Consider the following 23388-nt stretch of genomic DNA (forward strand, 5'->3'; position numbering starts at 1 on the left):
TATGGCCGCCGTCGATAAGCTTGAAAAGGCTCGTTTTCAATGAGCGGAGTTGCCCCAACCTCAGTCATCCTCGCCCTTGAGGCGAGGATCCAGGGCGCCGTATCCAAGCGTATTTCGAGGCGCATCACGATAAAGAGATGCTCGGGTCGAGCCCGAGCATGACCGAAGAGACGGACGGCGTCTTGCCGGCTTGATTTCGGCGGCCGAGAGCTCGGCAATAGCCAAGCCTTCTCGGCGATAAGCGCCCTCAAGCTGCCTTGCTATGCACCCTCTGGGACTCGTCGATATAGGCATCGAAGGCCGCGGCCACCGCGCGGATGACGAAGCGGTGTTCGGGGCGGACGTTGATGACGCCATCGGCGATATCGATCACGCCATCCTTTCGCAGTTCGGCCAACTTGCTGTTGCCGGCTACGAACGATTGCCAGTCCCGGCCATGCGCTGCGGCGATCGCGGAAATATCCGCGCTGAAATCGCACATCAGCCGTTCGATGATCGTTGCGCGCAGCCGGTCCTCGTCGGTCAGGCGGTAGCCCTTGGTGGTTGCGAGGCGACCGGATGCGATGCGGCTTGCATAGACGCCGGGGGGCACCTCGTTCTGGACATAACCGTCGTGCGAGCGGCCGATTGCCGAGGCGCCGAAACCGATCAGCGTTTCGCAAGTGTCGGTGGTATAGCCCTGGAAGTTGCGGCGGAGTTGCCCAGCCTTCTGGGCGGTGACGAGATCGTCGTCAGGCAAGGCAAAATGGTCGAGGCCGATCTGCCGGTAGCCGGCTTTGACCAGCGCTTCGCTGATCGCCATCGCCTGTTCGGCGCGCGCGGCACTGTCGGGGAGCGCCGTCTCGTCGATCATGCGCTGGTGCTTCTTGAAGCTCGGCACATGGGCGTAACCGAAAACCGCGAACCGTTCCGGCCGCATCGAAACGGCCGCTTCGACCGTCTCGACGCAGGAGCGCACCGTCTGATGCGGCAGGCCGTAGATCAGGTCGAAATTGATCCCACTGACACCGGCGCCGCGCAGGTGGTCGACGGCTTCGGCCGTCTGCTTTTCGCTCTGGATGCGGTTGATTGCCTTCTGCACGACGGGATCGAAGCTCTGCACGCCGAGGCTCGCACGCCGGACGCCGCCTTCGCCGAGCGCCTCGGCCATGGCGAGCGTCAGCCGGCGCGGATCGATCTCGACGGCGACATTGGCCGATGGTGACAGCGCGAACCGCTCGCGCATCAAAGTCATCAGCGCCAGGAATTCACGCGGCTCGATGATCGTCGGCGTGCCGCCGCCAAAGTGTACCTCCGATACTGGAAGCGGCCGGCCAATGGTATCGGCGACCATGCGGATCTCGTCCCGGAGCACATCGAGATAGTCGAGGATCGGATCGTCCTTCTTGGTGATCGTCGTGTGGCAGCCGCAGTACCAGCACATGGAGCGACAGAAGGGAATGTGCAGGTAGAGCGACACGTCCTGCCCTTCCGGGATCGCCTTCAGCCAGTCGCTGTAGGTGTGATCGTCGACATCAGCTGCAAAACGTGGGGCGGTCGGGTAACTCGTATAGCGCGGCAGGCGCATTTCACCATATTTCAGGAGCGCGGAAGCTAACATTTCGTCCTCATCTGGATGGCGATGGATGCAGCTTTTCTAGGCCGCGCGGGCCTGCATCTCTTTGCGAAAAGTCAAGGACGGGGCTGGTCCCGGCCAAAGCGAGATTTGTTTGCGCTTCGACAAAATGTCGCGGCGGCGCTGTCGCTAGGTTGCGGAAATCCGGGGCGTGTGCGCCGGCGTTTCCCGGATCATCATTAAACGACGGCGCTCAGAAGCGGATGACCATGACCATTGCAGAGACCGACAAGCCCTTTATCGATGTGCGGACGATCCCGCCGGTAGAACGCCATCCGAAAATCTTCGGCATGTTGAACGCGCTTGCCGAGGGCGGCGCCTTCATCATCGTCAACGACCACGATCCGCGCCCGCTGCACTATCAGCTCGAAACCCGCTATCCGGGCGAATTCACCTGGGAATATCTCGAGCAGGGACCTGACGTCTGGCGTGTGGAAATCGGCCGGCAGCAGTCCTCCGGCTGTGACTGCTGCTGCGGCGGGCACTGAGCCCCTGGTGTCCTTCAGGAGCGGGGTGAGAAAAAGCGTGTGTCATTTTCCGCTCCCATCCCGCTCTCACTTACCAGAATCGATCGCGCTTGCTTGGCTCAACCAGCGCCATCGTGATCCGAGGGTTGAACCACCATGTTCGCAGCCACGCTATCCCGCTGGACCATGTCCTATTTCGCGGCCGCGCTGATCTTCCTCGTCCTTGCCGAGATCATGATGGTCCTCGGCTTCGGCTATCCGGTCTTGGCCCTTGAGGCGCCTGAAACGCTGGCGCTCGTCCATGTTGTCGTTCTGGGTTGGCTGAGCTTGCTGATGACCGGCGCATTGCTGCAATTCGTGCCTGTTCTCGTCGGCCAGCCGCTGTCCTTGCCGAGCGTCGCTTTGCCGGCGCTGCTCTTTCTTATCGTCGGCATCGCCACCCTGACCCTCGGCTTCGTCGGTCTTTCCGGTGCGATCGATGTTCCCGTGACGCTGCTTCCTCTTGGAGCCGCTTTCTCGACCGTCGGCTTTTCGGTGCTCGGCTTTTCCTTCGCGGTCACGCTTTGGCATGCACGCCCCCTGCCACTCCCGGCCCGCTTCGTCGCGGTCGGCCTTGCCGCTCTCTTCGGCACGATGCTGCTCGGCGGCGTCTATGGCGGTGTGCTCTCGGGCCTGATCGACGCGGAGGGTGCGATCGACCTCACGGTCGACGGTCTTTCCCTACATGCTTCGCTCGGCCTTTGCGGCTGGTTGAGCTTCACCACGATGGGTGTCAGCTATCGGCTTTTGACCATGTTCATGCTGTCGCCGGACAAGGAGCGCACAAGCAGTCGTGTGGTCTTCGCGCTTGGCACCCTTTCCCTCGGCCTTCTGGCGGCAGCAGTGCCTGTCATTCTCGTGGGCAGTATTGGCCGCTCGCCGCTTCTCCTCCTTGCCGTCGGTTCCGGCGTGGCCGTGGTCGCGATCTATGTCGGCGATATCCAGCGTATCTATCGGGAGCGCCGGCGCAAGGCGATCGAACTCAACAGCCGCGCCAGCATCGGCGCCTTCGTGTCACTGGTCGCCGCGGCTATGCTCTTCGTCGCGCTGCTCTCGGCTGGCCGCCTTGATGAGGCTATCGGCGCCGTTATTTATCTCGCCACCTTTGGCTGGCTGACGGGCATGGGGCTCGCCCAGCTCTACAAGATCGTGCCGTTCATGACCTGGCTCGAATGTTACGGGCCGGCGCTTGGGCGCATGCCGACCCCGAGGGTCCAGGACCTCGTCAGCGAAACGTCTGCCCTTCGCTGGTTCCGGCTCTTTTATCTGACGGTCGCGGTGGGCACGCTCGCGCTCCTGATCGGCAGCGCGCCTCTCTTTCGTTTTGCAAGTCTCGGCCAGTTGATTGCCGTCAATGCGCTCATCCTCGAGTTCGTGCGAACACGGCGACTGATCAACGTTCCGGCCGAGCTTCGATTGCCTGACGGACTAGTTCGGCCAGGCCTGTTTCTGCCATCCATTCCTCACGGAGGTTCCCATGAGCCAAGATCCCTATGAACTCGACGTACGGCCGCACTTGCGCGGCGGCAGCGATCCGTTCCAGGCCATTATGAACGCAGTCGATAGCCTCGCGCCGGGCCAGGCGTTGAAGCTGATCGCAACCTTCCGGCCCGTTCCGCTTTTCAGCGTCATGGCAGGTCGCGGCTTTACCCATCAGGACCGCCCGCTCGACAATGGCGACTGGGAGGTTCTGTTTACGCCGGAAGGGGAGGTCGAGGGGATCAGGCTTTCGGCCGGTGAAACGGAACTCGACACCTGGCCCGATCCGAGCCGGCAGCTCGATCTGACGGAGCTCGATCCGCCTGAACCGATGGTGCGCATCCTGGCGACGGCCGAGAAGATGGCCGAAGGCGAGGTTCTGTTCGCCTTGCTTGCGCGCGAGCCGCTGTTCCTCTATCCGGAACTCGCCAAGCGCGGCCACAAATGGGCCGGCAATTTCGATACGACCGGCGAGACCTATCGGATCCTCATTCGCATCGGCGGGAGGCGTTCCCATGTCGGCGCCTGAAAACCTGGACCTCGAAGCCAAGATCCGCGATGCCTTGCGCATCATCATCGACCCCGAAATGGGCAAGAACGTCGTCGATCTCGGCCTAATCTATGACATCGACGTGCAGGAGGGCGGCATTGCCCGCGTCACCATGACGACGACGATCAAAGGCTGCCCGGCGACCGCGTTCCTGAAGGAAGCGGTGCAGAACTGCGTCTGGTACGTGCCGGGCGTCGAGTATGCCGAGGTCCGGCTGACGTACGAGCCGCCGTGGACGCCTGACATGATCGCCGACGGCGCGTTGGAACTTGGCCACGGCAGCATCTTCTAGGACCAGCCTTCTAGAAAAGAAAAGGCGCCGCAGATGCGGCGCCTTTTGCATTGGGGTTCGGGCGTGCGGTCAGGACGAGGCGCGGGGCGCGCGGCGTTCGCGCACCAGCATCGGTCCGTATTCCACCGTGAACAGTGCGAAGGCGGCGATCCACAACACACCCGAAAGCGCAATTAGATGGTGGTAGTGAGCCGGCAGCACCTCGGCCAGCGGCCGGATCAGCGACGCGCCCGCAATCGCGACATAGGAGGCACTGGTGAGTGCCGATCCCACCAGTGGCCGTCCGGTATGGCCGCGCGTGGCGCGTGTCATCACGGCGAGCATCATGAAAGCGATCACACCGACGGTCAGCACATGCATGACCGGGTAATCAGTTACGAGCTCGATCGCGCCGGCCGATATCGCCAAGAAGCCGAGCGGCACGAAGGCGTACGCCACGTGCAGGACGAAGAGCAGCTTCTCCGGCCACGTCGGCGATCCATGCCAGCGCAGCAACCGTACCATATGAAAGGCGGAGGCGATGAGCGCGATTGCCGCCGTGATGATATGAACGGGCGCGAAGGTCCAGGCGGCGAGCGCCGCAACGCCGATCAGGATTGCCGCGGTGTCGAACCGGTTGTAGGGCACCGGGAAATCGGTGCGGCCAACCTTGTTCAGCCAGTTGCGGGTGAAGCTGGGCACGATGCGTCCGCCGACGATCATGATCAGCATGGTATAGGCCCCGATCGCCAGCCGCGCTGCGGCGTCGACATCGAGATTGCCGAGGACCGAGAGGTGGAACCAGATATTGGCGGCGGACAAAATTATGAGCCCGCCGATCACCTTGAGGTCCTTCCACTTGCGACCGATGATCACCTCGCGCGCGCAGATCAGCAACAGCACCGGCAGAAACAGAGCTTCGACAGCGGCTGCGACAGGGAGGCCGATGAATCCACTCGACAGGAGAGCAACTCGACCAATGACCCAGAGCCCGAAGAGGGCCGCGAGCGGTCGGCCGGAAACCGGCAACCGTCCGGTCCAGTTCGGGATCGCCGTCAACAGAAAGCCGCCGAGAACGGCGGAGGAAAAGCCGAAGAGCATCTCGTGCGCGTGCCAATGGGCGGCACCGTAGTCGCCGGCTAGGTCTAGTCCGAGAATCAGTGCGGCGATCCACAGCGCCATGGCGCCGATCGCCCACAGGGCCGCTGCGAGGAAGAACGGCCGGAAGCCATAGGAGAAAAGCACTGGGCCGGTGGTCGAGAGCCCGCGCGGAATGCCGCCGCTTGGTTTCGGTCTTATCAATCTGTCCAACATGGTCGTGGTCCTCGTCGTGCGTCCTTTAGGGACTTGCGGATGAGGCTTGATCTATCAATGGGTTCGAAGGCCCTCTTTGCGAAAACGCAAGTATCGCGGCCCGGTCGGACCACCGACGCCGCAAGGCGCAAAGAAAAGCGATCTCCTCGCAACGATTTGTTCCAAGACAAAGACGCGATTCGTCTGTGGTTCTACTTCTTGTGTGACTGCTGGGGGACCGGTGGTCGAGACCGGAGGTGAGGCCGCCAAAGTCGGCGCCGCCCACCCTAACGCGTTGAATACAGGCGCGTTTCGCAGAAGGCCAATCCCGGCCGCTGGAACGCGCCGAAGGAGAGCAAGATGACTGAACAACTTCAGATGACCCGCCGGACGATGCTTGCCGGCGCTGCCCTGGCGGGCGCGGTTGCGCCGCTTCTCCACACCGCTCAGGCGCATGCCGCTGGCGCTGCCGCGGCGGCCGGTGCTGCCCCCGTCGATATCTCGACTTTGCCTCGCGTGAAGGTCGACCTTGTCAAGCCGCCTTTCGTGCACGCCCATGACCAGGTCGCCAAGACCGGACCGCGCATCGTCGAGTTCACCATGACGATCGAGGAAAAGAAGCTGGTGATCGACCGCGAGGGCACCGAGATCCACGCGATGACCTTCAACGGTTCGGTACCTGGTCCGCTGATGGTGGTGCATGAGAACGACTATGTCGAACTGCGGCTGATCAACCCTGACACCAACACGCTGCTGCACAACATCGACTTCCACGCCGCGACCGGCGCGCTCGGTGGCGGGGCGCTGACCCAGGTCAACCCGGGCGAGGAAACCACGCTGCGCTTCAAGGCGACCAAGCCCGGCGTCTTCGTCTACCATTGCGCGCCTGAAGGCATGGTGCCCTGGCACGTAACCTCGGGCATGAACGGCGCCATCATGGTGCTGCCGCGCGACGGCCTGAAGGACGAGAAGGGCCAGCCGCTGACCTACGACAAGATCTACTATGTCGGCGAGCAGGACTTCTACGTGCCGAAGGATGAGGCCGGGAACTACAAGAAGTACGAAACCCCCGGCGAAGCCTATGAGGATGCGGTCAAGGCGATGCGCACGCTCACCCCGACCCACATCGTCTTCAACGGCGCGGTCGGCGCGCTGACCGGCGATCATGCCTTGACCGCGGCCGTGGGCGAGCGCGTGCTCGTCGTCCATTCGCAGGCCAACCGCGATACGCGGCCGCACCTGATCGGCGGACATGGTGACTATGTCTGGGCGACCGGCAAGTTCCGCAACCCGCCGGACCTCGACCAGGAAACTTGGCTCATACCGGGTGGTACCGCGGGCGCTGCCTTCTACACTTTCCGCCAACCGGGTGTGTACGCCTACGTCAACCACAACCTGATCGAGGCGTTCGAGCTGGGTGCCGCTGGCCACTTCAAGGTCACCGGCGAATGGAACGACGACCTGATGACATCGGTCGTCAAGCCGGCGTCGATGTAGCCGGGTGACAGCGGATGATCGTGGGGCCGCGCCGACAGCGACCCCACGTGCGAACAAAGGTACGCGCCAACAGGCGCGTGCTACTTCCCCCGGAGACCTCCCATGCCCAGCACCAAGAAAACTGCGGTTTCGCTCCTCTCGCTCGCAGCCCCGGCCGTCCTTTTGGCGGCAATCGGCGGCGTGCTTTCGGCGAAGGTAGGGCTGTTCGACGATCTCAAGGACGGCATCGATCTGTCGATCCGGCCGCCGGTGACCGTCACGATTGCGCCGCGTCAGATGAGCTATCGCGCCGAGGGCCACTTCCTGAAGAACGGATTTGCCGTCGATGCGCCGATCGTGGTTGCCGCCCTCAAGCAGCCGCTCGAGATCATGAAGTATCAGGTGACGCGCGACGACTACGAGCGCTGCGTCGCCGATGGCGGCTGCCAGCAGCCGGAAGGCGGCCATGGCGCCGGGCTGTCGGGTGTGCCGATGACTGGAGTGAACTACACAGACGCGACCGACTACGCGGCATGGCTGACCAAGAAGACCGGCGCGGTCTGGCGCCTTCCGACCGACCAGCAATGGGCCTTCGCCGCCGGGTCCAAATTCCCCGACGATGCGCTGGGGATCGATGGTACCAAGGACAATCCGGCGCTGCGCTGGCTTGCGGACTACGAGCGCGAATCCAGTCGGCAGCGGGCGAAGAACCCGATGCCGCAGCCCTCGGGCGCCTTCGGCGAGAACGAGTACGGCGTTGCCGATCTCGACGGCAACGTCTGGGAATGGACTGAGACCTGCCACCGCCGCGTCACGATCGGCGACGACGGCGAGGTGCTAAAGGAGGCGCCCGCCTGCGGCATCTTCGTCGTCAACGGCAAGCATCGGGCGTCGATGAGCTTCTTCATCCGGGATCCGAAGAGCGGAGGCTGTGCGGTCGGCGTCCCGCCTGACAATCTCGGCTTCCGGCTCGTGCGCGACGGCCGCTGGTATTCGGGCTATCTCTATGCCTTCGAACGCCGGTTTCAGGGTGCGGGCTGAGATGGGACGGCCGATGAAATTGCTGGGAAAACCCTCTCTAGTGCATAAATGCCGGGTCCTTTTGCAGGACCCGGCGCTATGCTAGAGCAGAGGCAATTTCTAATCGGCAGGATGTAGGGCCAACGTGGCTGCACTCGATCGCACACTCGTCAAATCGCTCCCTCTGTTTCAGAAGATGAGCGACCCGGAACTGGACACGCTGCTGACGCGCGCCACGGTGCGGCGCGTGCCGCAGAACGAGGCCGTGTTCGAACAAGGTGCGACGGCCGATTTCTTCTTCCTGTTGCTGAATGGTCGGCTGAAGGTGACCCAGGTCACCAAGGACGGGCAACAGATCATCGTGCGGGTCGTCAATCCCGGCGATCTCTTCGGTTTCGCCCGGGCACTGCAGCGCAGCGACTATCCGGGCACGGCGACGGCGGCGACCGAAAGCCTGGTCCTCGCCTGGCCGACGGAACTCTGGAACATCTTCGTCGAGAAAAATCCGCATCTTGCGGTCAATGCCCTCCATACGATCGGCCAGCGCCTCGACGAGGCCCATACCCGTATCCGCGAAATGTCGACCGAAGAAGTCGAGCGCCGCGTCGCACACACGGTGCTTCGGCTGGCCGAACAGGCCGGAAAACCGGAAAGCGGCGGCATCCGCATCGATTTTCCGATCTCGCGTCAGGATATCGCCGAGATGACCGGAACGACGCTGCACACGGTCTCGCGCATCCTCAGCGCTTGGGAGGGGCGGGGCCTCGTCGTCGGCGGACGGCAGAAGCTGACGCTGAAGGACATCCCTGGGCTGCGGCGCCTGGCCGAGCGGGCCGACAGCTAAAAAACGCCTGTGCCCTTGATTGCCTCTACAAGGAATTGGGGCCGTCCGTCGCAGGAACCACTGATCATCAGCCCTTCAACGACCGGTCGTCTCCCGAACCCTGGTGATGCAGGTCCATGAATGGTTGAATCGGCTCGCGTAATTCACCAGTATCGGCAATTGCATGACAATGGCCATGACATGGGGGATGGTGTGGTTCGATTTAGCATGCGTGCCGGCCGCCGGCGGCGGACGATCGGGTGCGCACTTTTGTCGGTGGGGATGCTGACGGTCGTGGGGTGTGCCCGGGATCCGCTTGCGCCTTCGATCGTGGTGTTCGGCTCGTATTTTCCAGCCTGGCTGCTCTGTGCCGGGCTCGGTATCGTCACGACGGTCGTCGCACGGCTGATCCTCGTGCACGCGGGCATCGACGAACACCTCCCGGCGCCGCTTTTGGTCTACCTCTCGCTCGCGCTCACCACCAGCATCGTCTACTGGTACCTGGCCTTTGGCGGAGCACCGCATTGAGCGCCGGCGACCTCTTCCGGCGCGCGGTCGCGCGCGTGCTTGGCCCTCTCATCATCGCCAGCGCGGCCTTCGCGGTCTATTTCGCTTTCTGGCAGGTCGATCGCAGCCCGCGCACGGACGTCGCTGAAATCGATGCGCCGACGGTCGCGATCGCCGCGAGCGTGCCGGGCCGGGTCATCGCCGTCGAAGTGCGCAACAATGCGAGCGTGAAGAAGGGCGACGTGCTTTTCCGCCTCGATCCGGAACCCTATCGCCTTCGCCTTGAGCAGGCGCAGGCCGAACTGAAGGCGACGCAGTCGGAAGTGGCGCAGGGAGAGCGCAATCTCGATCTCGAGCGTGCCAATGCCGACGTTGCGGACCGGCAGATCGCCCGCGCAAAGAACAATGTCATGCTCGCGCGCCAGACACAGCAGCGGCTGGAGCCGCTCTTGCCGAAGCGGTTCGTGACGGCGCAGCAGGTCGACGAGGCGCGTACCGCCGTCAAGGATGCCGAGGTCAGCCTTGCTCAGGCGTTGCAGTCGGCCCACGGCGCAAACCGGGTCATCGGCACCCTCGATACCCGCAAGGCCCAGGCGGATGTCGCGCGGGCGACGGTCGCGCTTGCCGAGCGGGACCTGGACAACACAATCGTGCGGGCGCCGTTCGACGGCAAGATCGTCGGCTTGCGCACGACGGTCGGCAAGGTCGTGGTTCCTGCCGAAACGCTGTTTACCCTGATCGACACGGCCGAATGGGAGACCGTCGCCTTCTTCCGCGAAACGGAGCTCAAGGCGATCGCCATCGGCAGCCGCGCCGATGTCTTCGTCATGGCGGATCCGGAGCGTCGTATTTCCGGCACCGTCGAAGGTGTCGGCTGGGGCGTGCGCTCGGAAGACTCCGCCACGATCCTCGGCATACCGATCGTTTCCAACTCGCTGAACTGGGTGCGGGTCGCCAAGCGCTTTCCCGTACATGTGCGGCTTGAAAACCCGCCGGAGGACCTGATGCGCGTCGGCGCCTCCGCCGTCGTCGTCATCGGGCCCGCGCGCAACGACGCCGATGCTGTTCCAGCCGCGAAGTAGCGTCCGCTACACGTCGATCCTCTGGGACGAGTTGCAGCCCTATCCGGGCCGGCTGGACCTTTCCCTGCGCATGGCGCTGGTTACCACGCTGGTTGCGGTGACGGCGATGGCGCTGCAGGTCCCCGAAGCGGCGATCTCCTGTTATCTCGTCTTTTTCGCTTTCAGAGCCGATGCCGGCTCCGGCATCCTCATCGCCATCGGCTTGCTGGTCGGCGCGACGATCGGGATCTTGCTGGCCATCGTCTGCCTCATGGTCGTGGCGGACGAGCCGGCCTTGCGCCTGGCGCTGGTCGCCTTCTTTACGTTCGGTGGCATGTACCTGACGCAGGCAAGCCGCGCCGGGCCGCCGATCGGCACGGTCGCCATGGTCTTTGCCTTCGTCATGACGCTCTACGACATCGTGCCGATCCCGGAACTGCTGATCCGAGGGCTCGCCTGGATGTGGGTGGTGGTGTTCTTCCCGGTCGTCTACCTGGTCGCGATCCATGTCATCGCCGGCCATAGCCCGGCGCGAAAGCTTCGCTCCGCGATCGCCGAACGGTTGGAAGTGGCAGGCCGGCTTCTGGCCGGCGGAGACGACGCGGCGAAACCTGTGGCTGCGGCATTGCTGGCCAAAGGCAATGGCGAGCTCAAGAAATATGCCGGGTTCGCAAAGTTGCTGGCGCTGATGGGCAAGCGCGACGTGGCGCGCATGAAGGCGGCGACGGACGCGTCCTATGATCTGCTGACACTGGCACTCGCCCTATCGCTCGATGAGCGAAGGCCGCGGGAAAATGCTGCGGCGGAGGAGGTTCTTCGCCGCATTGCCGAAGCGATCCGTAGACATAAGCCGCCCGAACAGGGCTTGCTCGGCTCGCCTGATTTTCGTGCCTTCAAAGCCGCCGATCCCCTCCCGGTGCGCCAGGTTGAAAGGATCGTCGACATTTTGGCGGGGGTTGACCAGCCCGCGCTCGCGTCAGGCGCTGTTGAGGAAGGTTTCTTCCTGCCGGATGCTTTCAGCAATCCGCTCTACACGCAGTTCGCGCTGAAGGCGCTGCTTGCGGTGATGATCACCTACATCACCTATACGGCCCTCGATTGGTTTGCGATCCACACCGCGCTGATCACCTGCTTCATGGTGGCGCTTGGGACGACGGGCGAGACCATGCACAAGCTGGCACTGCGGCTGACGGGCTGCCTGCTTGGCGGCGCCGTGGCGATTGGCTCGACGATCTGGCTCGTGCCGCACATGACGGATATCGGTCAGCTCGCTTTCCTCGTCGGTACGGTCAGCCTCATTGCGGCATGGATTTCCGTCGGTTCGGAGCGCATTTCCTACATCGGCTGGCAGATGGCGCTCTGCTTCTTCCTCGTCGTGCTGCACGGTTTCGGCCCGAGCCTGGATCTCAACGAGGCGCGCGATCGCATCATCGGCATCATCTTCGGCAACATCGTCGTTTCGGTCGTCTTCTCGACGATCTGGCCGGTCAGCATCGGGCAGGGAATACGCAAGGGCCTTGCGGCAAGCGGCGCCATGCTTGCCGACCTCTTGGCGCGCCGCGGCGGCCGCACCGGCGACTATGCCGAGCTGATCAGCGGTCTCGCCGGGGCCCTGCGTCGGAGCGAACTGCTGCGGTTCGAGCCCGCAAACGTGCGACGCGGAGACATTGACGCCTGGACGACGGAGTGTATTGCCCTCGGCCTGCAGGAACTGGCCGCACCCATCGTCGAACTGCGCGAACACGACCGCGCCTTCGGCCCGTTGCGTGGCGCGTCTGCGCCGCTCAAACGCGCCGTCGTTGGCTATGAACGCACGGTGGCGCAATGGCTGAACGATCAGGCCGAGCGATTGGAGGTTTGGCCCCCGACGAAGCCAAATTCTGATCTGTCCCTGGCGCTTCGGCGGCTGAAAGCCCGTCTCGCCCGCGCCCGGCAGGCAAGCGACGATGCGCGAGGTTTTCCCCGGCGAATTCGCGACGAGCTCGCCTGGAGGCTTGAACTCTACGAGAAGATCGAGACTGTGGTTCGGCGGCTGGCAGCGGGGGATACCTTGGAATGATGGTTTCTGCGGGGGCGAGGTGGGTTTCGGGAGGGGCGATCGCCCTTTGCCGAAGCTTGCGCCGTGCCGCCCGAGGCGCCGTTCTCCTTGGCGCATTGTCGATCCCGGCAGCCTGCACGTCCGCGGCACTCGATGATCTGGCGCCACCGAGCGCCGACCGGCCGGCCGTTTCGGGAACGAGCAACAAGGAAGCCGCGAAGGCGAGCGCTGGCGCGCCGGATTTTTCTCTCGCGCCGAACCCTGAGATCCCGATTACGATCGCGACGCCGACGATCGATCCGAAACACGACTACAGCTTGCCGGAACTGGTCGATATCGCCCAGCGAACCAATCCGATCACGCGTGCCGCCTGGCAGCGCGCCCGGCAGGCGGCGATCGCCGTCGGCATGACCGACGCGGTGTACCTGCCTCTCCTGACGGCCGATGTTCTGGCTGGCCTTGAGCAGACGTCGGCGACCGCCCCCGGCATCGGCGGTCCCATACCGATCGCGCCCGGCACGCTGACGACAACCGGCGCGCAGTTCATTCCATCCCTGACCGTCAAGTGGCTGCTCCTCGATTTCGGCGGGCGGGATGCGGGGAAAGCGGCGGCGACGCAGTTGGCGTTTGCCGCAAACGTCACCTTCAACGGCACCCACCAGAAGTTGATCTTCGATGTCTCCAACGCCTATTTCGTCCTGACGGCGGCGCGCGTTCAACTGAAGATCGCTCGCCAGACGGTGCAGAATGCCGAGCTTGTTCAGGCGGCCGCCAAGGCGCGCATGGGCCGCGGCATCGCCACATCGATCGAAGTCGCTCAGGCAAACCAGCAGGTGGCACAGGCGCGCTTCAACCTGACCCAATCGCAAGGGCACGAGCGCAATGCCTACATGACGCTTCTCGAAGCGGTCGGGGTCTCGCCAACCCTTGAGATCCGCATCGCCGACGGCAGCAATCGCGCTCTGCCGAAGGCCGTACCCGAAGACCTCAACCGGCTGATTGCGACATCGCTCCAGCGTCGCCCGGATGTGCAGGCGGCTTTTGCTCGCCTGCAGGCCGACAAGAACGGTATTGCGGCCGCCCGCGCGGAGTTCATGCCGAAGGTTGCGCTGGTGGGCAACGTGAACCGCAACATCGGCTCGCTCAGCGTCGAGGACACCCGTTTCGACCAGCGCTCGACGATCCGGGTCAACCAGCCAAACGCCAACCTGATGATCGGCCTGAGTTTCCCGATTTACGATGGAGGGTTGCGCGATGCACGGCTGCAGTCGGCGATGGCACAGGTCGGCGCTGCCGAGCAGGAGATGGCGCAGCTGCAAAACACCGCGGCGCGCGAAGTCGTCGTCGCCTATGATCTGTTACGCACCAGCTTGGCCGGCTATGCGGCAGCAAGCGAGCTGACGACCGCCGCTCAGACGACCTACGATGCTGCGGTCGACTACTACAAGCAGGGCCTGGGCACGATCACCGATGTCAGCATCGCGCAGACGGCGCTGCTGCAGGCGAAAGTCGCAAAGGCGACCGCCTACAGCGACACGCTCGTCGCCGCGGCCAGCCTTGCTTTTGCGACGGGAACGCTGACCAACCGCAATGTGGTCAATCGCTTCTGACGACCCGACGTGACGTGTGATCCACTTCGCTCACCACAGGATCGACGACGCCTCGATCAACAGTCCATCGAACGCGCCAGCAAGGATGCCCGCCACGGCCGTCGTTCCGATATGAGCGGCAAGAATGAGCAATCCCAGCATAGAGACGGTCGATCCGATCCGGATTGCCGAGACACGCTCGCTTTCAAGGGTCAACGGAATGACGACCGGCGTGGATAGTATTGGGCGTGGCGCACCCCGGAGGTTCTCATTTGCGGCACGCAGGAGACGGCGCGGCCTCGGATATTTCAGGCGGCTTTTTTCGCATATTCCGGGATAGGTTTCGCAAACTGAGCTAGGCATCTGACGTGTCCCTGACCAACTGGATTTTGCAGCGATCTTAAGCGCTCCGTCCACGTTGGCCGTTCCCGAGGGAACTCCTAAGTGGAGGGCTTGTTGCCTTCGAGAAGCCGGCGGTGTTTTGCGAGCGCCTGGCCGACAAATTCGGTGAAGGCGCTGACACGGGCCGTGCGCCGCAGATCCTCGTGTGTGAGAAGCCAAAGCTCTCTCGTCATATCGGCGACCGGTGCGCCGATGCGGATGAGACCGGGCGTCGTATCGCCGAGATAGCAGGGCAGGGCCGCAAGACCGATGCCGGCCATTGCCGCTTCGCGCGCCGTGACCAGCGAATCGCAACGCAAGACCGCGGGTCCCGCGAGCGTCGCGCGCATCCATCGTGCCACGCTCGTGGACGCAAGCGCGTCGCCGAGCCCGATCCAGTGTTCCCGTGCGATATCGATCGTATCGGCAGCGGCCAGTCCCCGAAGGTCAAGATAGGACGGCGCCGCATAGACGGCGAAAGCGACCTTGGCGATCCGCCGGCCGACCAGAGCATCCGGTGAATCGACCGCGGGGCGTATGGCGACGTCCGCGTCGCGATGCGAGAGGTTTGCAAGCGCATTCGAGGTGCTGACCTCGAGCAGGACGCCGGGATGACATTGACGGAAATCGGCCAGGATCGAGGGCAGGATCGACGCCATGAGCGTATCGGTGGTGGTGATCCTCAGGCTACCCTCGAGCCGCAAATCCTGCCCCGTCAAGCGGCGCTCGAGCTCCGTGACCGTGTCAGCCATCTGCCGGGCCACCGCCAGGAGCTCCTCGCCGCCGGCAGTGAGCGTATAGCCGGATGGGAGCCGGTCAAACAGCCGGACCCCGAGCTTCTGCTCGAACGACCCGACACGCCGGAGTACGGTCGTGTGATTGACACCGAGCGCCCTGGCGGCGGCAGCAAGGGAATTCGCCTCGGCAACCGCCAGAACAAAGCGGAGGTCTTCCCAGTCGATACGGTGATGGCTGTGCATGATTGCGCAAACCTAAAACAGGTTGTTCGTCGGATGGGCGAATTTGCACTGCCACCACCGCGTATTGTCAATCGCTTTTCGCAATCGAGTTCCACGGTCTAGACGACCCATTCGGTCTGGAGCCGTCATTGAATGCGGCTGTGCAAATACGCAGAGGCACTAGGCAAAACGACAGATCGTTCTGCAACGGAGCACCGGATAATGTTGGTCTCACGATCGGATGGGCCGGTCGGTGGAGCGACACGAGATGATCCCATTCTTCGGCGATCGGGTGCTTAGGACGAGTGCTCACTCGGCCGCCCCGCACCGTCCTCAGGCATCGCCGCACTAGAGCGCGTCCACCTGATCAACCCTTCCTCCATTTTCAACGTCATTTTCATCCAGGAGGTCCCGTGATGGAGACCCTGTTCGTTCCCTTGGCTTTGTTTGCGGGTGGCCTGCTCGCCGTTCAGGCGGGCGCTAACGCCCAACTTTCCAAAGCCGTCGGATCGCCTTTTGCGGCGACCACGCTTCAGCTCGCGATTGGCACCGGCCTGTTGTTTCTCGTCACCCTCCTGACGGGGACAATCGCTGCCCTTGGCGCAATTCCCGCGGTCAAGTGGTGGCACCTCATCGGCGGCACCGCCTCGGCCGTCTACGTCGTTTCGACCATCGTTCTCTTCCCCCGCCTTGGCGCCGTCGCTTCCGTCGGGTTGTTCATCGCCGGACAGATGCTTGCTTCTCTCACGCTCGATAGTTTCGGCTTGCTGGGCGTGCCGCAGGCGGGACTGCGGCTCGGGGCCGCCGTCGGCACGCTCGTCGTGCTCCTCGGGGTTGCCATGGTGGTGTTCGGGCAAGGCGGGAAGGACAATCTTAGAGCTGATCGGGTCGGCTGGATCGCCCTTGCGTTGATGGCAGGCGCCGTGCTCCCGGCCCAGGGTGCCGTCAATGCGCTCCTGCGCCATGATCTCGGCGGTGCGCCGTTCGCAGTAGGCGCGATCTCGTTTCTCGTCGCCACGCTCGCCATGGCGGCGGTGATGCTTCTGGTGCTCGCTGGGCAAAAGACATCCCGCCCTGACATCGCCGGCGTGCAGACAATGCCCTGGTGGGGATGGCTCGGGGGTCTCGCCGGAGCGACCTATGTCACTACTGTCTTTACCGCGATCCCGGCGATCGGCGCAGCCGCCGCTGTCGGCCTCACCGTGGCCGGCCAGCAGGTCGCAAGCGTCTTCGTCGATCGCTACGGCTGGTTCCGCCTGCCGCAGCGGTCCGTGTCGGGGCTGCGCCTGGGCGGCGTGGTGCTGCTGTTGGCCGGTGTCGCCATCATCAAACTCGTCTGAAGCCGCAACCGATCGCGATCTGCCGAACGCCGGAGAATTGCCATGTCATCCACATCGCTTGCCTGGATCTATCTTGTTCTCTCCGGGGTTGCAGACGTCGCCTGGGCTGTCAGCACCAAGTTCTCGAACGGCTACAGCCGCCTGTCCTGGACGCTGGTCTCGATCGTCGCGTTGGTTGTCTTTCTCTCCCTGCTTACCCAGGCGCTCAAGACCTTGCCGCTAGGTACAGCTTACGCGGTCTGGACCGGCATCGGCGCCGTCGGATCCGTTCTCTGCGGCGTGCTGCTCTTCGGCGAAGCCATCACTCTCTCGCGGGCAACCGCAATGCTGGTGATCGCCGGCGGCGTCATCGCGCTGAAGATCATGCCAGCATGAATTCCAGGGCAGGGCGACCTTAAAACACAGTCTCTACAATAGATTGAGCCATTTTTCTCGAGCGTGCTGTTGTCACAATCATCCGGCCGCCGCCGTGTGTGGCGGGGCAGCATCCCGTTGCGGGAGTTCGCAGTCCCTACGTGACCAAACAGCGGACTGGATGACCCGTTTATAGAAGCGGCCGCGCCAGCATTTCGGCGCCGAGAACGAGCAGGCAGACGAGGAAACCGCGCCGGAATGCGGACGGGCTGACACGGCTGCGAACGAGTTTCCCTGCCCACATGCCGACGAGCGCCGGCGCAATGGCGAGACTGGAGACGAGCAGATTGTCGGCCTCGAAGGCGCCTTGCCAGACGAGCCCGGCGGTGAGGGCGATCGTGGAGACAGTGAATGAGAGGCCGAGCGCCTGCACCAGGTCGTCCCGTTCAAGACCAAGCGCCTGCAGGTAGGGCACGGCCGGGATGACGAAGACGCCAGTTGCGCCCGTCACGATCCCGGTTGCCGCGCCGACGACCGGAGACAGCCACGGCTCCCACTTTGCCGGTACGTGTAGCTGACGCGCAAAGAGTGTGAAGGCCGCGTAGAGAACGAGTGCTGCACCAAGCGCGCCCGTCGTCAGCGCGGTGCTTCCACCGGCAAGCACCGATGAACCACTGAGCGTGCCGACGACGACCGCCAGCATCATCGGCCAAAGCCGAATAGCGAGCGCGCCGAAGCTCGGGCCGGCAAGAAGCTGCCAGACGTTCGTCACGAAGGACGGGGCAATCAACAGGTTGGCGGCGGCAAGGGGTGAGATGAGCGTACCGAGCACACCCATCGCCAGGGTCGGCAACCCCATGCCGGTGACGCCCTTGAGGATGCCGGCGGCGAAGAAAGTTGCGGCAATCGCAACGGCGAGGGACGGAGCAAGATCGAGCATGCCACCGGCATAGCGCATAGCGCATACCCGCACCGGCACAATGCGGATCATCCGCAATCAGACTTCGGCTGGTCCGAAGGCTGTTTTTCCGATAGCCTCGTTTGCATGCGCTTCGACCTCACCGACCTTCGACTGTTTCTTGCCGTGGTGGATGCCGGCAGCATAACCCATGGCGCAGCGGATGCCGGGCTTTCGCTACCGGCGGCCAGCGAACGCCTGCGTGACATGGAGGCGATCGGCAAGGTCAAGCTGCTCGAACGTGGCCGCCGTGGGGTGCGGCCGACGCCGGCCGGAGAAGCGCTGGCGCATCACGCCCGGCTGATCCTGCGGCAGATGGCGCGGATGCGCGGAGAGCTTGGTGAACACGCCGACGGTCTTCGAGCAACAATCCGGCTCGCGGCGAATACAGCCGCACTCACGGAGTTTCTGCCGCAGCGGCTCGGCGCCTGGATGGCGACACATCCGCGGATCGACGTCGATCTGAAGGAACGCCAAAGCATCGAGATTGCGAGAGCCGTCGCCGCCGACCTCGTGGAGATCGGCATTCTTTCGGACCAGGTCGATACGGGCGGCCTGCAACTGCGCCCCTTCGCCATCGACCGCCTCGTCGTCGTGATCCCGCGCGATCATGCACTGGCGGCAAGCAGGCATGTCGACTTTGCCGACGTTGTCGACCAGCCGTTCGTCGGCCTGACGGATGGCGCATTGCAGGGCCACATCGACGCGCACGCGCGCCGATTGGGTCAGACGCTGAAGATCCGCACGCGCCTGCGCAGCTTCGAGGGCCTGTGTCAGATCGTTTCGGCGGGTGTCGGTCTTGCCATCATGCCGGAGACGGCGGCGCGCCGCGGCGGCAGATCCGCAAAGACTGCGTTCGTGCGCCTTGCCGATGACTGGGCGACGCGGCGGCTGTCCGTCTGCGTGCGGGCGGAAGAAGAACTGAGCCCGTCGGCACGAGCTCTGTTCGCACATCTGGGCTCGCGCGGTTCGCGTTGATCTTGGAACGTGCGCCGGCCTTTAATCGCAAAAATTGATTTTCCTTTGGAACTCTTCGCGCCTTTGGCGGTTGGGCTCCCATAGGGATGTCGTTCGGCCCGATCCTTGCCGGGCCTATTGCGTGAGAAGGAGAGGGAGCATGATGCTTTTCCGAAGAGGACAGGAAACGCCCCGGAAGGCTCGGAATCCCACCTTCTCTCAGACGGGCCGCCCGCTCGTTTCCAAGAACGAGACACTATCCCGGACCTTTTCTGCAGGCCGCGAGGTATCGTCATGATCGGCAAATCTATGCCGGCTTATGTGATCGATCTCGCCTTTGTCGAGCGGATGCTGGAGATGGCGGAGCGGCGTATCGCCGAGCCCGCGTCGAGCCAATCGCTCCACCAAGAGATCGCCGACGAACTTGAGCGGACCGGAGGAGATCCGAAGATGGCGCGCATCCTGCTCGTCACCTTCACCAATTCGTACGCCGCGCACGTCACGAGCGGCGACCGACTGCGAAAGCTGAGAATTGAAGCGGAATGGGGTTCTTTCTTGCGCCGAAGGTGGCTTTGAGGCTCGCTTCCAGAGCGCTCAAGGGACAGGCACCGGCCCGAAGCTCGGTAGCCGAAGCTAGCAGAGCAACAGGAATACCGGCATCAGGGCGACCAGATAGGCGAGGCCGTCGGCGGTCAGGCGATCGCGAAGGTTCGGCGCAGCGAAGGAGTTGCCCGATAGGCGTCCATTATTGTTCATTTTTTTGTTCTTCCTTGGTCGTTGTTGTCGAGCCCGCCGGGAGGAGGGGCGGGGCCCGTCGCATATGGGAGACAGGTCGGTCGGGATCAATGAAGGGCGCCAGGCAAAGCAGGCCCTCACGCGAAATTCCGACGTCGACCGGTTGTCGATCTTCCAATGCGGTGCTTGAGGAGCCGGGTGTTAGCAGGGTTTGAACCCGATGCAATGCGTTGCCGGTCACGTCCTTGCACGTTTGCGTGAGCCGCCGCCGCCGAGCCGTCCGAACAGCGCATCCGAACGCCAACTCGCCAGCGGGCGGTCAGCCGCCCGCTTGGCCGCTCGTTGCGGCTTGAGATTTGAAGTTCGGGGAATGCGGTGCAATAGTCCGCGCGTTCACCGGGAGGAATGCCTTATGGATCGGCTGGAACCACGCATCCGTCGCGCGACGGCGGCGGATGTCGGGGAGCTTGGTTATGTCGGACCAGCGGCCTATGCCGCAGAATATGCGTATCTCTGGGACGACAGCGCTGCCCTGGCGCGTCAACTGGCGACGTTCAATTCGGACGCATTCTCGCAGCTGCTCCAACGTCCGGAGGCGCGCGTCTGGGTGGCGCAGGTGGATGAGGCAATTGTCGGCTTTCTCACGATGATCATTGGGGCCGTCGACCCGATCCGGTCAAAGCCCGGCGGCACTGAGATCCCACGACTTTATCTCCTGCCGGCCGCCAAGGGGCAGGCCATTGGCCGTAAACTCGTGGAATGAGCCATCACCCAGGCGAAGCAGGAAGGCAGCCGTTATGTCTGGCTGGACGTGATGGCGTCGGCAGAACAGGCACGACGTGCCTATCTCAAATGGGGCTTTGTCGAACTGGGCGTGACGCGTTTCGCAAAACCCGTGAAAGCGGACCTTGCCGGGATGATCGTCTTGGCCAAGCAACTCGATGGCGCGAGCAGCTTCTGTCCGTCACACCATTCGTGAGGGCGGATTGTTTCAAGGCTCGGCGCGACGCGACTGGCGGCCTCGTCGTGGCATCCCCTCAAGCGATGAACTTTGCCATCGCCGGCTCATGCGCTTGTTCGCACCCCAAGTCCTCTTGCGCTCGCCGATAGGCCACGGAAATGGCCGCGAACTTGATCGCCTGCCAGCGAACATAGTCGTTGAGCAGGGTTTCGGAGACGAACAGGTCGCCTCGATTGCCGGGAAGGCTCCAGACGAGGAGCCCGTCCGATTTGGCCCGGGCAAATACCCGCAATACGTGGCCGCGCGACAGGGTGTGCCTGTTCGAAACCTCGCCTGCGGCGAGCGCTCCGAGACAAACCGGCCGATCAAACACCTCAAGGCCGGCCGGGACCCGGCCGATGAGTTCGTGCAGGATATTGCTTCCCGTTTCTGTTCGCACGAACAGATCCACGCTCGCCGGCGGCTGCGCCCAAGCTGGATCGAATGCGAGGGATCGAACGGCCAGCGGGTGGATGCGTCCAAGCAGGCGCTGGTCGCCCTCGAACCTGGACGCGCGATCACCACCATCGAGCCGATCGAGAGCGACCAGATGGCTCGCCAGCCATTGGCCGATCATGCTTTCGCCGTAGGCGCTCAACCGCAATGGCCTTATGCGTTTGTCCCTGCTTTCCTGCGGGACAAGCAAGCCATAGGCAACCATTTCCGCCAGATGGGCCGTAAGCGTGTTCTTGCTGAAGGGGAGCTGTGGCGCGAAGAACTCGATGAGCGCCCCCGCCGTTAGTGGCGAACGCGTTTCATCGCGCTTGCGTTCAAAATGCAGCGCGATGATCGCCTGCGTGATCAGCCACTTCTGCATGCTGGCGACATAGCGCACCACCCTCGGAGCGACATCGTGCATGGCGAGCAGGTCTTTTGCCGCATCGCGCAGGACGGCCAAGAAAGCCGACCCTTCAAGTGGCGTTATGGGACTGAAAGCGTCTTGCGATCTTAAAGGCATGATTGTGTCTGTCGCACCACGGCTGATGGCATCCCCGGCATTACTACCCATCCACTGTTGCATCACCATGTCACGCCGTCACCTGTGTGACTCAATTTTGGGTGCACTCACCCACAACCTGCTTCTTTAGTTGATCCTGTTCCGTCGCTCTCGCTATGAGTGGCCAGCTTCTGGGGGAAACATCATGAAATCAATTCTTTGTCGTCTACGCGCAGGTTGAGCCAACAGCTTGCCGACGCCGACCGTCGCTGCGGCCGAAGCTTGATGTAGCCGACTGACCGAACGGTCCATCCAGGGTCCATGCACGTCGCGCAAGGCGCGCCATGGCCATGGCGTTCTGTGCCGTTTTTTTGCCCCTGCAACAACGCCCTTAGGCAAATCGAATGCTCAAAAGCCTGCCGTTCCCGCCTGTGTATTCTTCTTTCGCGTTGCCAAAGATGGTCCTGGGACCGTTGCAACGGTGCATGCGCGTGCCGCGAGCGTTGCTGATGCTGCTTGTGGGCGCGATCGCAATGTGTGGGCTCGCAGACGAGGCGATGGCCGTGCCGTGCAGGCCGAGCATTTCATTTGCGAGCGTTGGACTGGCGGTCGACAGAAACTTTAACGCCTGCGATGTCTATTTCCCCGACATTCCTCCGACCTGGGGCGGGCTGTACAGGCTTCACGGAACCCGTTTGGATAATCAGGCTCCGATCGGTGTCGTGGACGGCACGTCTTACACCCCCAAGCCGGATGACCTGGTTGATACGGTAAATGCCCGTTACGGCTTCACTTTCGACGCGTCGACGGGCACCTACACAATCAGGCTGCTCTCCGTCCGAAACGAGGCTGCCACCTCCGACAGCATCGTGCTCTACAGCTACGACAGAAACGGGGCCCCGTACGGCGGCGAGGCCGCGATAGCCACCCAGCCCAACACAATCTCCGTCACACTGCCGAACGCCTTTCCAGCCGTCGGCAGCGTAAGCCCCACGACCGCCTCGCCTTTGGGCGGCACCTCGGTGATCATCACGGGAACCGGATTTGCCGAAGCCACGTCGGTGAAATTCGGTGGTGCTGCCGCGACGAGCTTCACCATCGACAGCCCGAACCAAATCACGGCAGTCGCGCCCGCAGGAGCGGTTGGCCCGGCAGACATCGTGGTCGCGACGGCTATCGGTTCGACAACGTTTTCAGGTGGCTTCAATTATGTGGTCAGCGCTCCCGGCGCTCCCACGATCGGCGCGGTAACGACGCTTGATCCGGATGGCGCCCAGGTGAACTTCACGCCACCCGCCAACAATGGCGGCGGGGCGATCACTGAATATGTCGTAACATCGTCCCCGCATGGAAAGACCGGCGTCGGCTCCCAAAGCCCGATCGCCGTCCGGGGCCTGTGGAGCGGCGTATCCTATACCTTCACGGTGACCGCAAAGAACGCGGCGGGAGTAGGTCCGTCGTCTTCGGCGTCGCAGGCGGTGGTGCCGAGAAATTTCCAGACGATCGACTTCAGCCCGGGTCCCCAGACGTTCGGCACGA

Annotated in this window: 24 protein-coding genes; 18 read left to right on the forward strand and 6 right to left on the reverse strand. The window is 63.3% G+C overall.

The genetic code is table 11. The features are described from left to right. Window positions 1-247 precede the first annotated feature (247 nt). Complete coding sequence (gene hemN / locus L981_RS14070) at window positions 248-1600, reverse strand: oxygen-independent coproporphyrinogen III oxidase (RefSeq protein ID WP_043616934.1); 1353 nt, start codon at window positions 1598-1600, stop codon at window positions 248-250. Between the two features lie 224 nt (window positions 1601-1824). Between hemN and L981_RS14075 the strand changes: the two genes are divergently transcribed. From L981_RS14075 to L981_RS14090, 4 genes are all read left to right on the forward strand, one after another. Further along, on the forward strand, window positions 1825-2103 hold the full coding sequence (locus tag L981_RS14075; protein WP_156134081.1) for a DUF2249 domain-containing protein: 279 nt from the start codon (window positions 1825-1827) through the stop codon (window positions 2101-2103). A gap of 135 nt (window positions 2104-2238) precedes the next feature. After that, window positions 2239-3618, forward strand: coding sequence for a hypothetical protein (locus L981_RS14080; protein WP_052201790.1), 1380 nt, complete (start codon window positions 2239-2241; stop codon window positions 3616-3618). Next, entirely contained in the window at window positions 3599-4129 is a 531-nt protein-coding gene (locus L981_RS14085; RefSeq protein ID WP_043616941.1) for a DUF2249 domain-containing protein, read from the forward strand. Before L981_RS14080 ends, L981_RS14085 begins: the two co-directional genes overlap by 20 nt. After that, a complete protein-coding gene (locus L981_RS14090; RefSeq protein WP_043616944.1) occupies window positions 4116-4442 on the forward strand; it encodes a metal-sulfur cluster assembly factor in 327 nt (108 codons plus the stop codon). The genes L981_RS14085 and L981_RS14090 overlap by 14 nt, the downstream gene beginning before the upstream one ends. A gap of 69 nt (window positions 4443-4511) precedes the next feature. Here L981_RS14090 and L981_RS14095 read toward each other — a convergent pair whose 3' ends face one another. Then, window positions 4512-5735, reverse strand: a complete 1224-nt coding sequence (locus tag L981_RS14095) for an NnrS family protein (RefSeq protein WP_043616947.1) — start codon at window positions 5733-5735, stop codon at window positions 4512-4514. Between the two features lie 339 nt (window positions 5736-6074). Here L981_RS14095 and nirK point away from each other — a divergent pair, with 339 nt between their 5' ends. The 7 genes from nirK (at window position 6075) to L981_RS14130 (ending at window position 14249) form a co-directional block, all read left to right on the forward strand. After that, entirely contained in the window at window positions 6075-7211 is a 1137-nt protein-coding gene (nirK, locus tag L981_RS14100; RefSeq protein ID WP_043616950.1) for a copper-containing nitrite reductase, read from the forward strand. 102 nt (window positions 7212-7313) lie between these two features. Beyond that, window positions 7314-8231, forward strand: coding sequence for an SUMF1/EgtB/PvdO family nonheme iron enzyme (locus tag L981_RS14105; RefSeq protein ID WP_052201791.1), 918 nt, complete (start codon window positions 7314-7316; stop codon window positions 8229-8231). A 175-nt stretch (window positions 8232-8406) separates the two neighbouring features. After that, entirely contained in the window at window positions 8407-9054 is a 648-nt protein-coding gene (locus L981_RS14110; RefSeq protein ID WP_082006020.1) for a Crp/Fnr family transcriptional regulator, read from the forward strand. Window positions 9055-9327: 273 nt separating this feature from the next. After that, window positions 9328-9561, forward strand: coding sequence for a YtcA family lipoprotein (locus L981_RS14115; RefSeq protein WP_245281628.1), 234 nt, complete (start codon window positions 9328-9330; stop codon window positions 9559-9561). Next, a complete protein-coding gene (gene mdtN, locus L981_RS14120) occupies window positions 9558-10622 on the forward strand; it encodes a multidrug transporter subunit MdtN (RefSeq protein ID WP_043616956.1) in 1065 nt (354 codons plus the stop codon). The genes L981_RS14115 and mdtN overlap by 4 nt, the downstream gene beginning before the upstream one ends. Beyond that, the gene (locus L981_RS14125; protein ID WP_052201793.1) at window positions 10600-12660 is read left to right on the forward strand and encodes an FUSC family protein; all 2061 of its coding nucleotides are present in this window, start codon (window positions 10600-10602) and stop codon (window positions 12658-12660) included. The genes mdtN and L981_RS14125 overlap by 23 nt, the downstream gene beginning before the upstream one ends. Next, window positions 12657-14249 carry a TolC family protein gene (locus tag L981_RS14130; protein WP_082006018.1) on the forward strand — a complete coding sequence of 531 codons (1593 nt, stop codon included), beginning with the start codon at window positions 12657-12659 and terminating at the stop codon, window positions 14247-14249. The genes L981_RS14125 and L981_RS14130 overlap by 4 nt, the downstream gene beginning before the upstream one ends. A 419-nt stretch (window positions 14250-14668) precedes the next feature. On the opposite strand, the gene L981_RS14135 is transcribed toward L981_RS14130, so the two are convergent. Further along, a complete protein-coding gene (locus L981_RS14135; RefSeq protein ID WP_043616961.1) occupies window positions 14669-15589 on the reverse strand; it encodes a LysR family transcriptional regulator in 921 nt (306 codons plus the stop codon). A 395-nt stretch (window positions 15590-15984) separates the two neighbouring features. On the opposite strand from L981_RS14135, the gene L981_RS14140 reads away from it, so the two are divergent. After that, entirely contained in the window at window positions 15985-16908 is a 924-nt protein-coding gene (locus L981_RS14140; RefSeq protein ID WP_043616964.1) for a DMT family transporter, read from the forward strand. Between the two features lie 42 nt (window positions 16909-16950). Then, entirely contained in the window at window positions 16951-17283 is a 333-nt protein-coding gene (locus L981_RS14145) for a multidrug efflux SMR transporter (RefSeq protein ID WP_043616967.1), read from the forward strand. A 169-nt stretch (window positions 17284-17452) separates the two neighbouring features. On the opposite strand, the gene L981_RS14150 is transcribed toward L981_RS14145, so the two are convergent. Continuing rightward, window positions 17453-18220 (reverse strand): sulfite exporter TauE/SafE family protein, encoded by a 768-nt coding sequence (locus L981_RS14150; RefSeq protein WP_371258869.1) that lies wholly within the window; start codon window positions 18218-18220, stop codon window positions 17453-17455. Between the two features lie 87 nt (window positions 18221-18307). Between L981_RS14150 and L981_RS14155 the strand changes: the two genes are divergently transcribed. After that, complete coding sequence (locus L981_RS14155; protein WP_043616970.1) at window positions 18308-19198, forward strand: LysR family transcriptional regulator; 891 nt, start codon at window positions 18308-18310, stop codon at window positions 19196-19198. Between the two features lie 273 nt (window positions 19199-19471). Then, window positions 19472-19753: a hypothetical protein gene (locus L981_RS14160; protein ID WP_043616973.1), complete on the forward strand. Its 282-nt coding sequence runs from the start codon at window positions 19472-19474 to the stop codon at window positions 19751-19753. Between the two features lie 57 nt (window positions 19754-19810). Here L981_RS14160 and L981_RS35800 read toward each other — a convergent pair whose 3' ends face one another. After that, complete coding sequence (locus L981_RS35800; protein WP_256364282.1) at window positions 19811-19933, reverse strand: hypothetical protein; 123 nt, start codon at window positions 19931-19933, stop codon at window positions 19811-19813. Window positions 19934-20324: 391 nt separating this feature from the next. Here L981_RS35800 and L981_RS35045 point away from each other — a divergent pair, with 391 nt between their 5' ends. Together L981_RS35045 and L981_RS34510 are read left to right on the forward strand one after the other, a co-directional pair. Continuing rightward, on the forward strand, window positions 20325-20675 hold the full coding sequence (locus L981_RS35045; RefSeq protein WP_043616976.1) for a GNAT family N-acetyltransferase: 351 nt from the start codon (window positions 20325-20327) through the stop codon (window positions 20673-20675). A 51-nt stretch (window positions 20676-20726) separates the two neighbouring features. Continuing rightward, the gene (locus tag L981_RS34510; RefSeq protein WP_156134083.1) at window positions 20727-20891 is read left to right on the forward strand and encodes a hypothetical protein; all 165 of its coding nucleotides are present in this window, start codon (window positions 20727-20729) and stop codon (window positions 20889-20891) included. A 58-nt stretch (window positions 20892-20949) separates the two neighbouring features. Here L981_RS34510 and L981_RS14170 read toward each other — a convergent pair whose 3' ends face one another. Then, window positions 20950-21939, reverse strand: coding sequence for a hypothetical protein (locus L981_RS14170; RefSeq protein WP_156134084.1), 990 nt, complete (start codon window positions 21937-21939; stop codon window positions 20950-20952). A 314-nt stretch (window positions 21940-22253) separates the two neighbouring features. On the opposite strand from L981_RS14170, the gene L981_RS14175 reads away from it, so the two are divergent. Beyond that, a partial coding sequence (locus L981_RS14175; RefSeq protein ID WP_043616979.1) for an IPT/TIG domain-containing protein occupies window positions 22254-23388 on the forward strand: 1135 nt, incomplete at its 3' end.

It is taken from the genome of Ensifer sp. ZNC0028 (assembly GCF_000799055.1).
Classification (GTDB): Bacteria; Pseudomonadota; Alphaproteobacteria; order Rhizobiales; family Rhizobiaceae; genus Ensifer.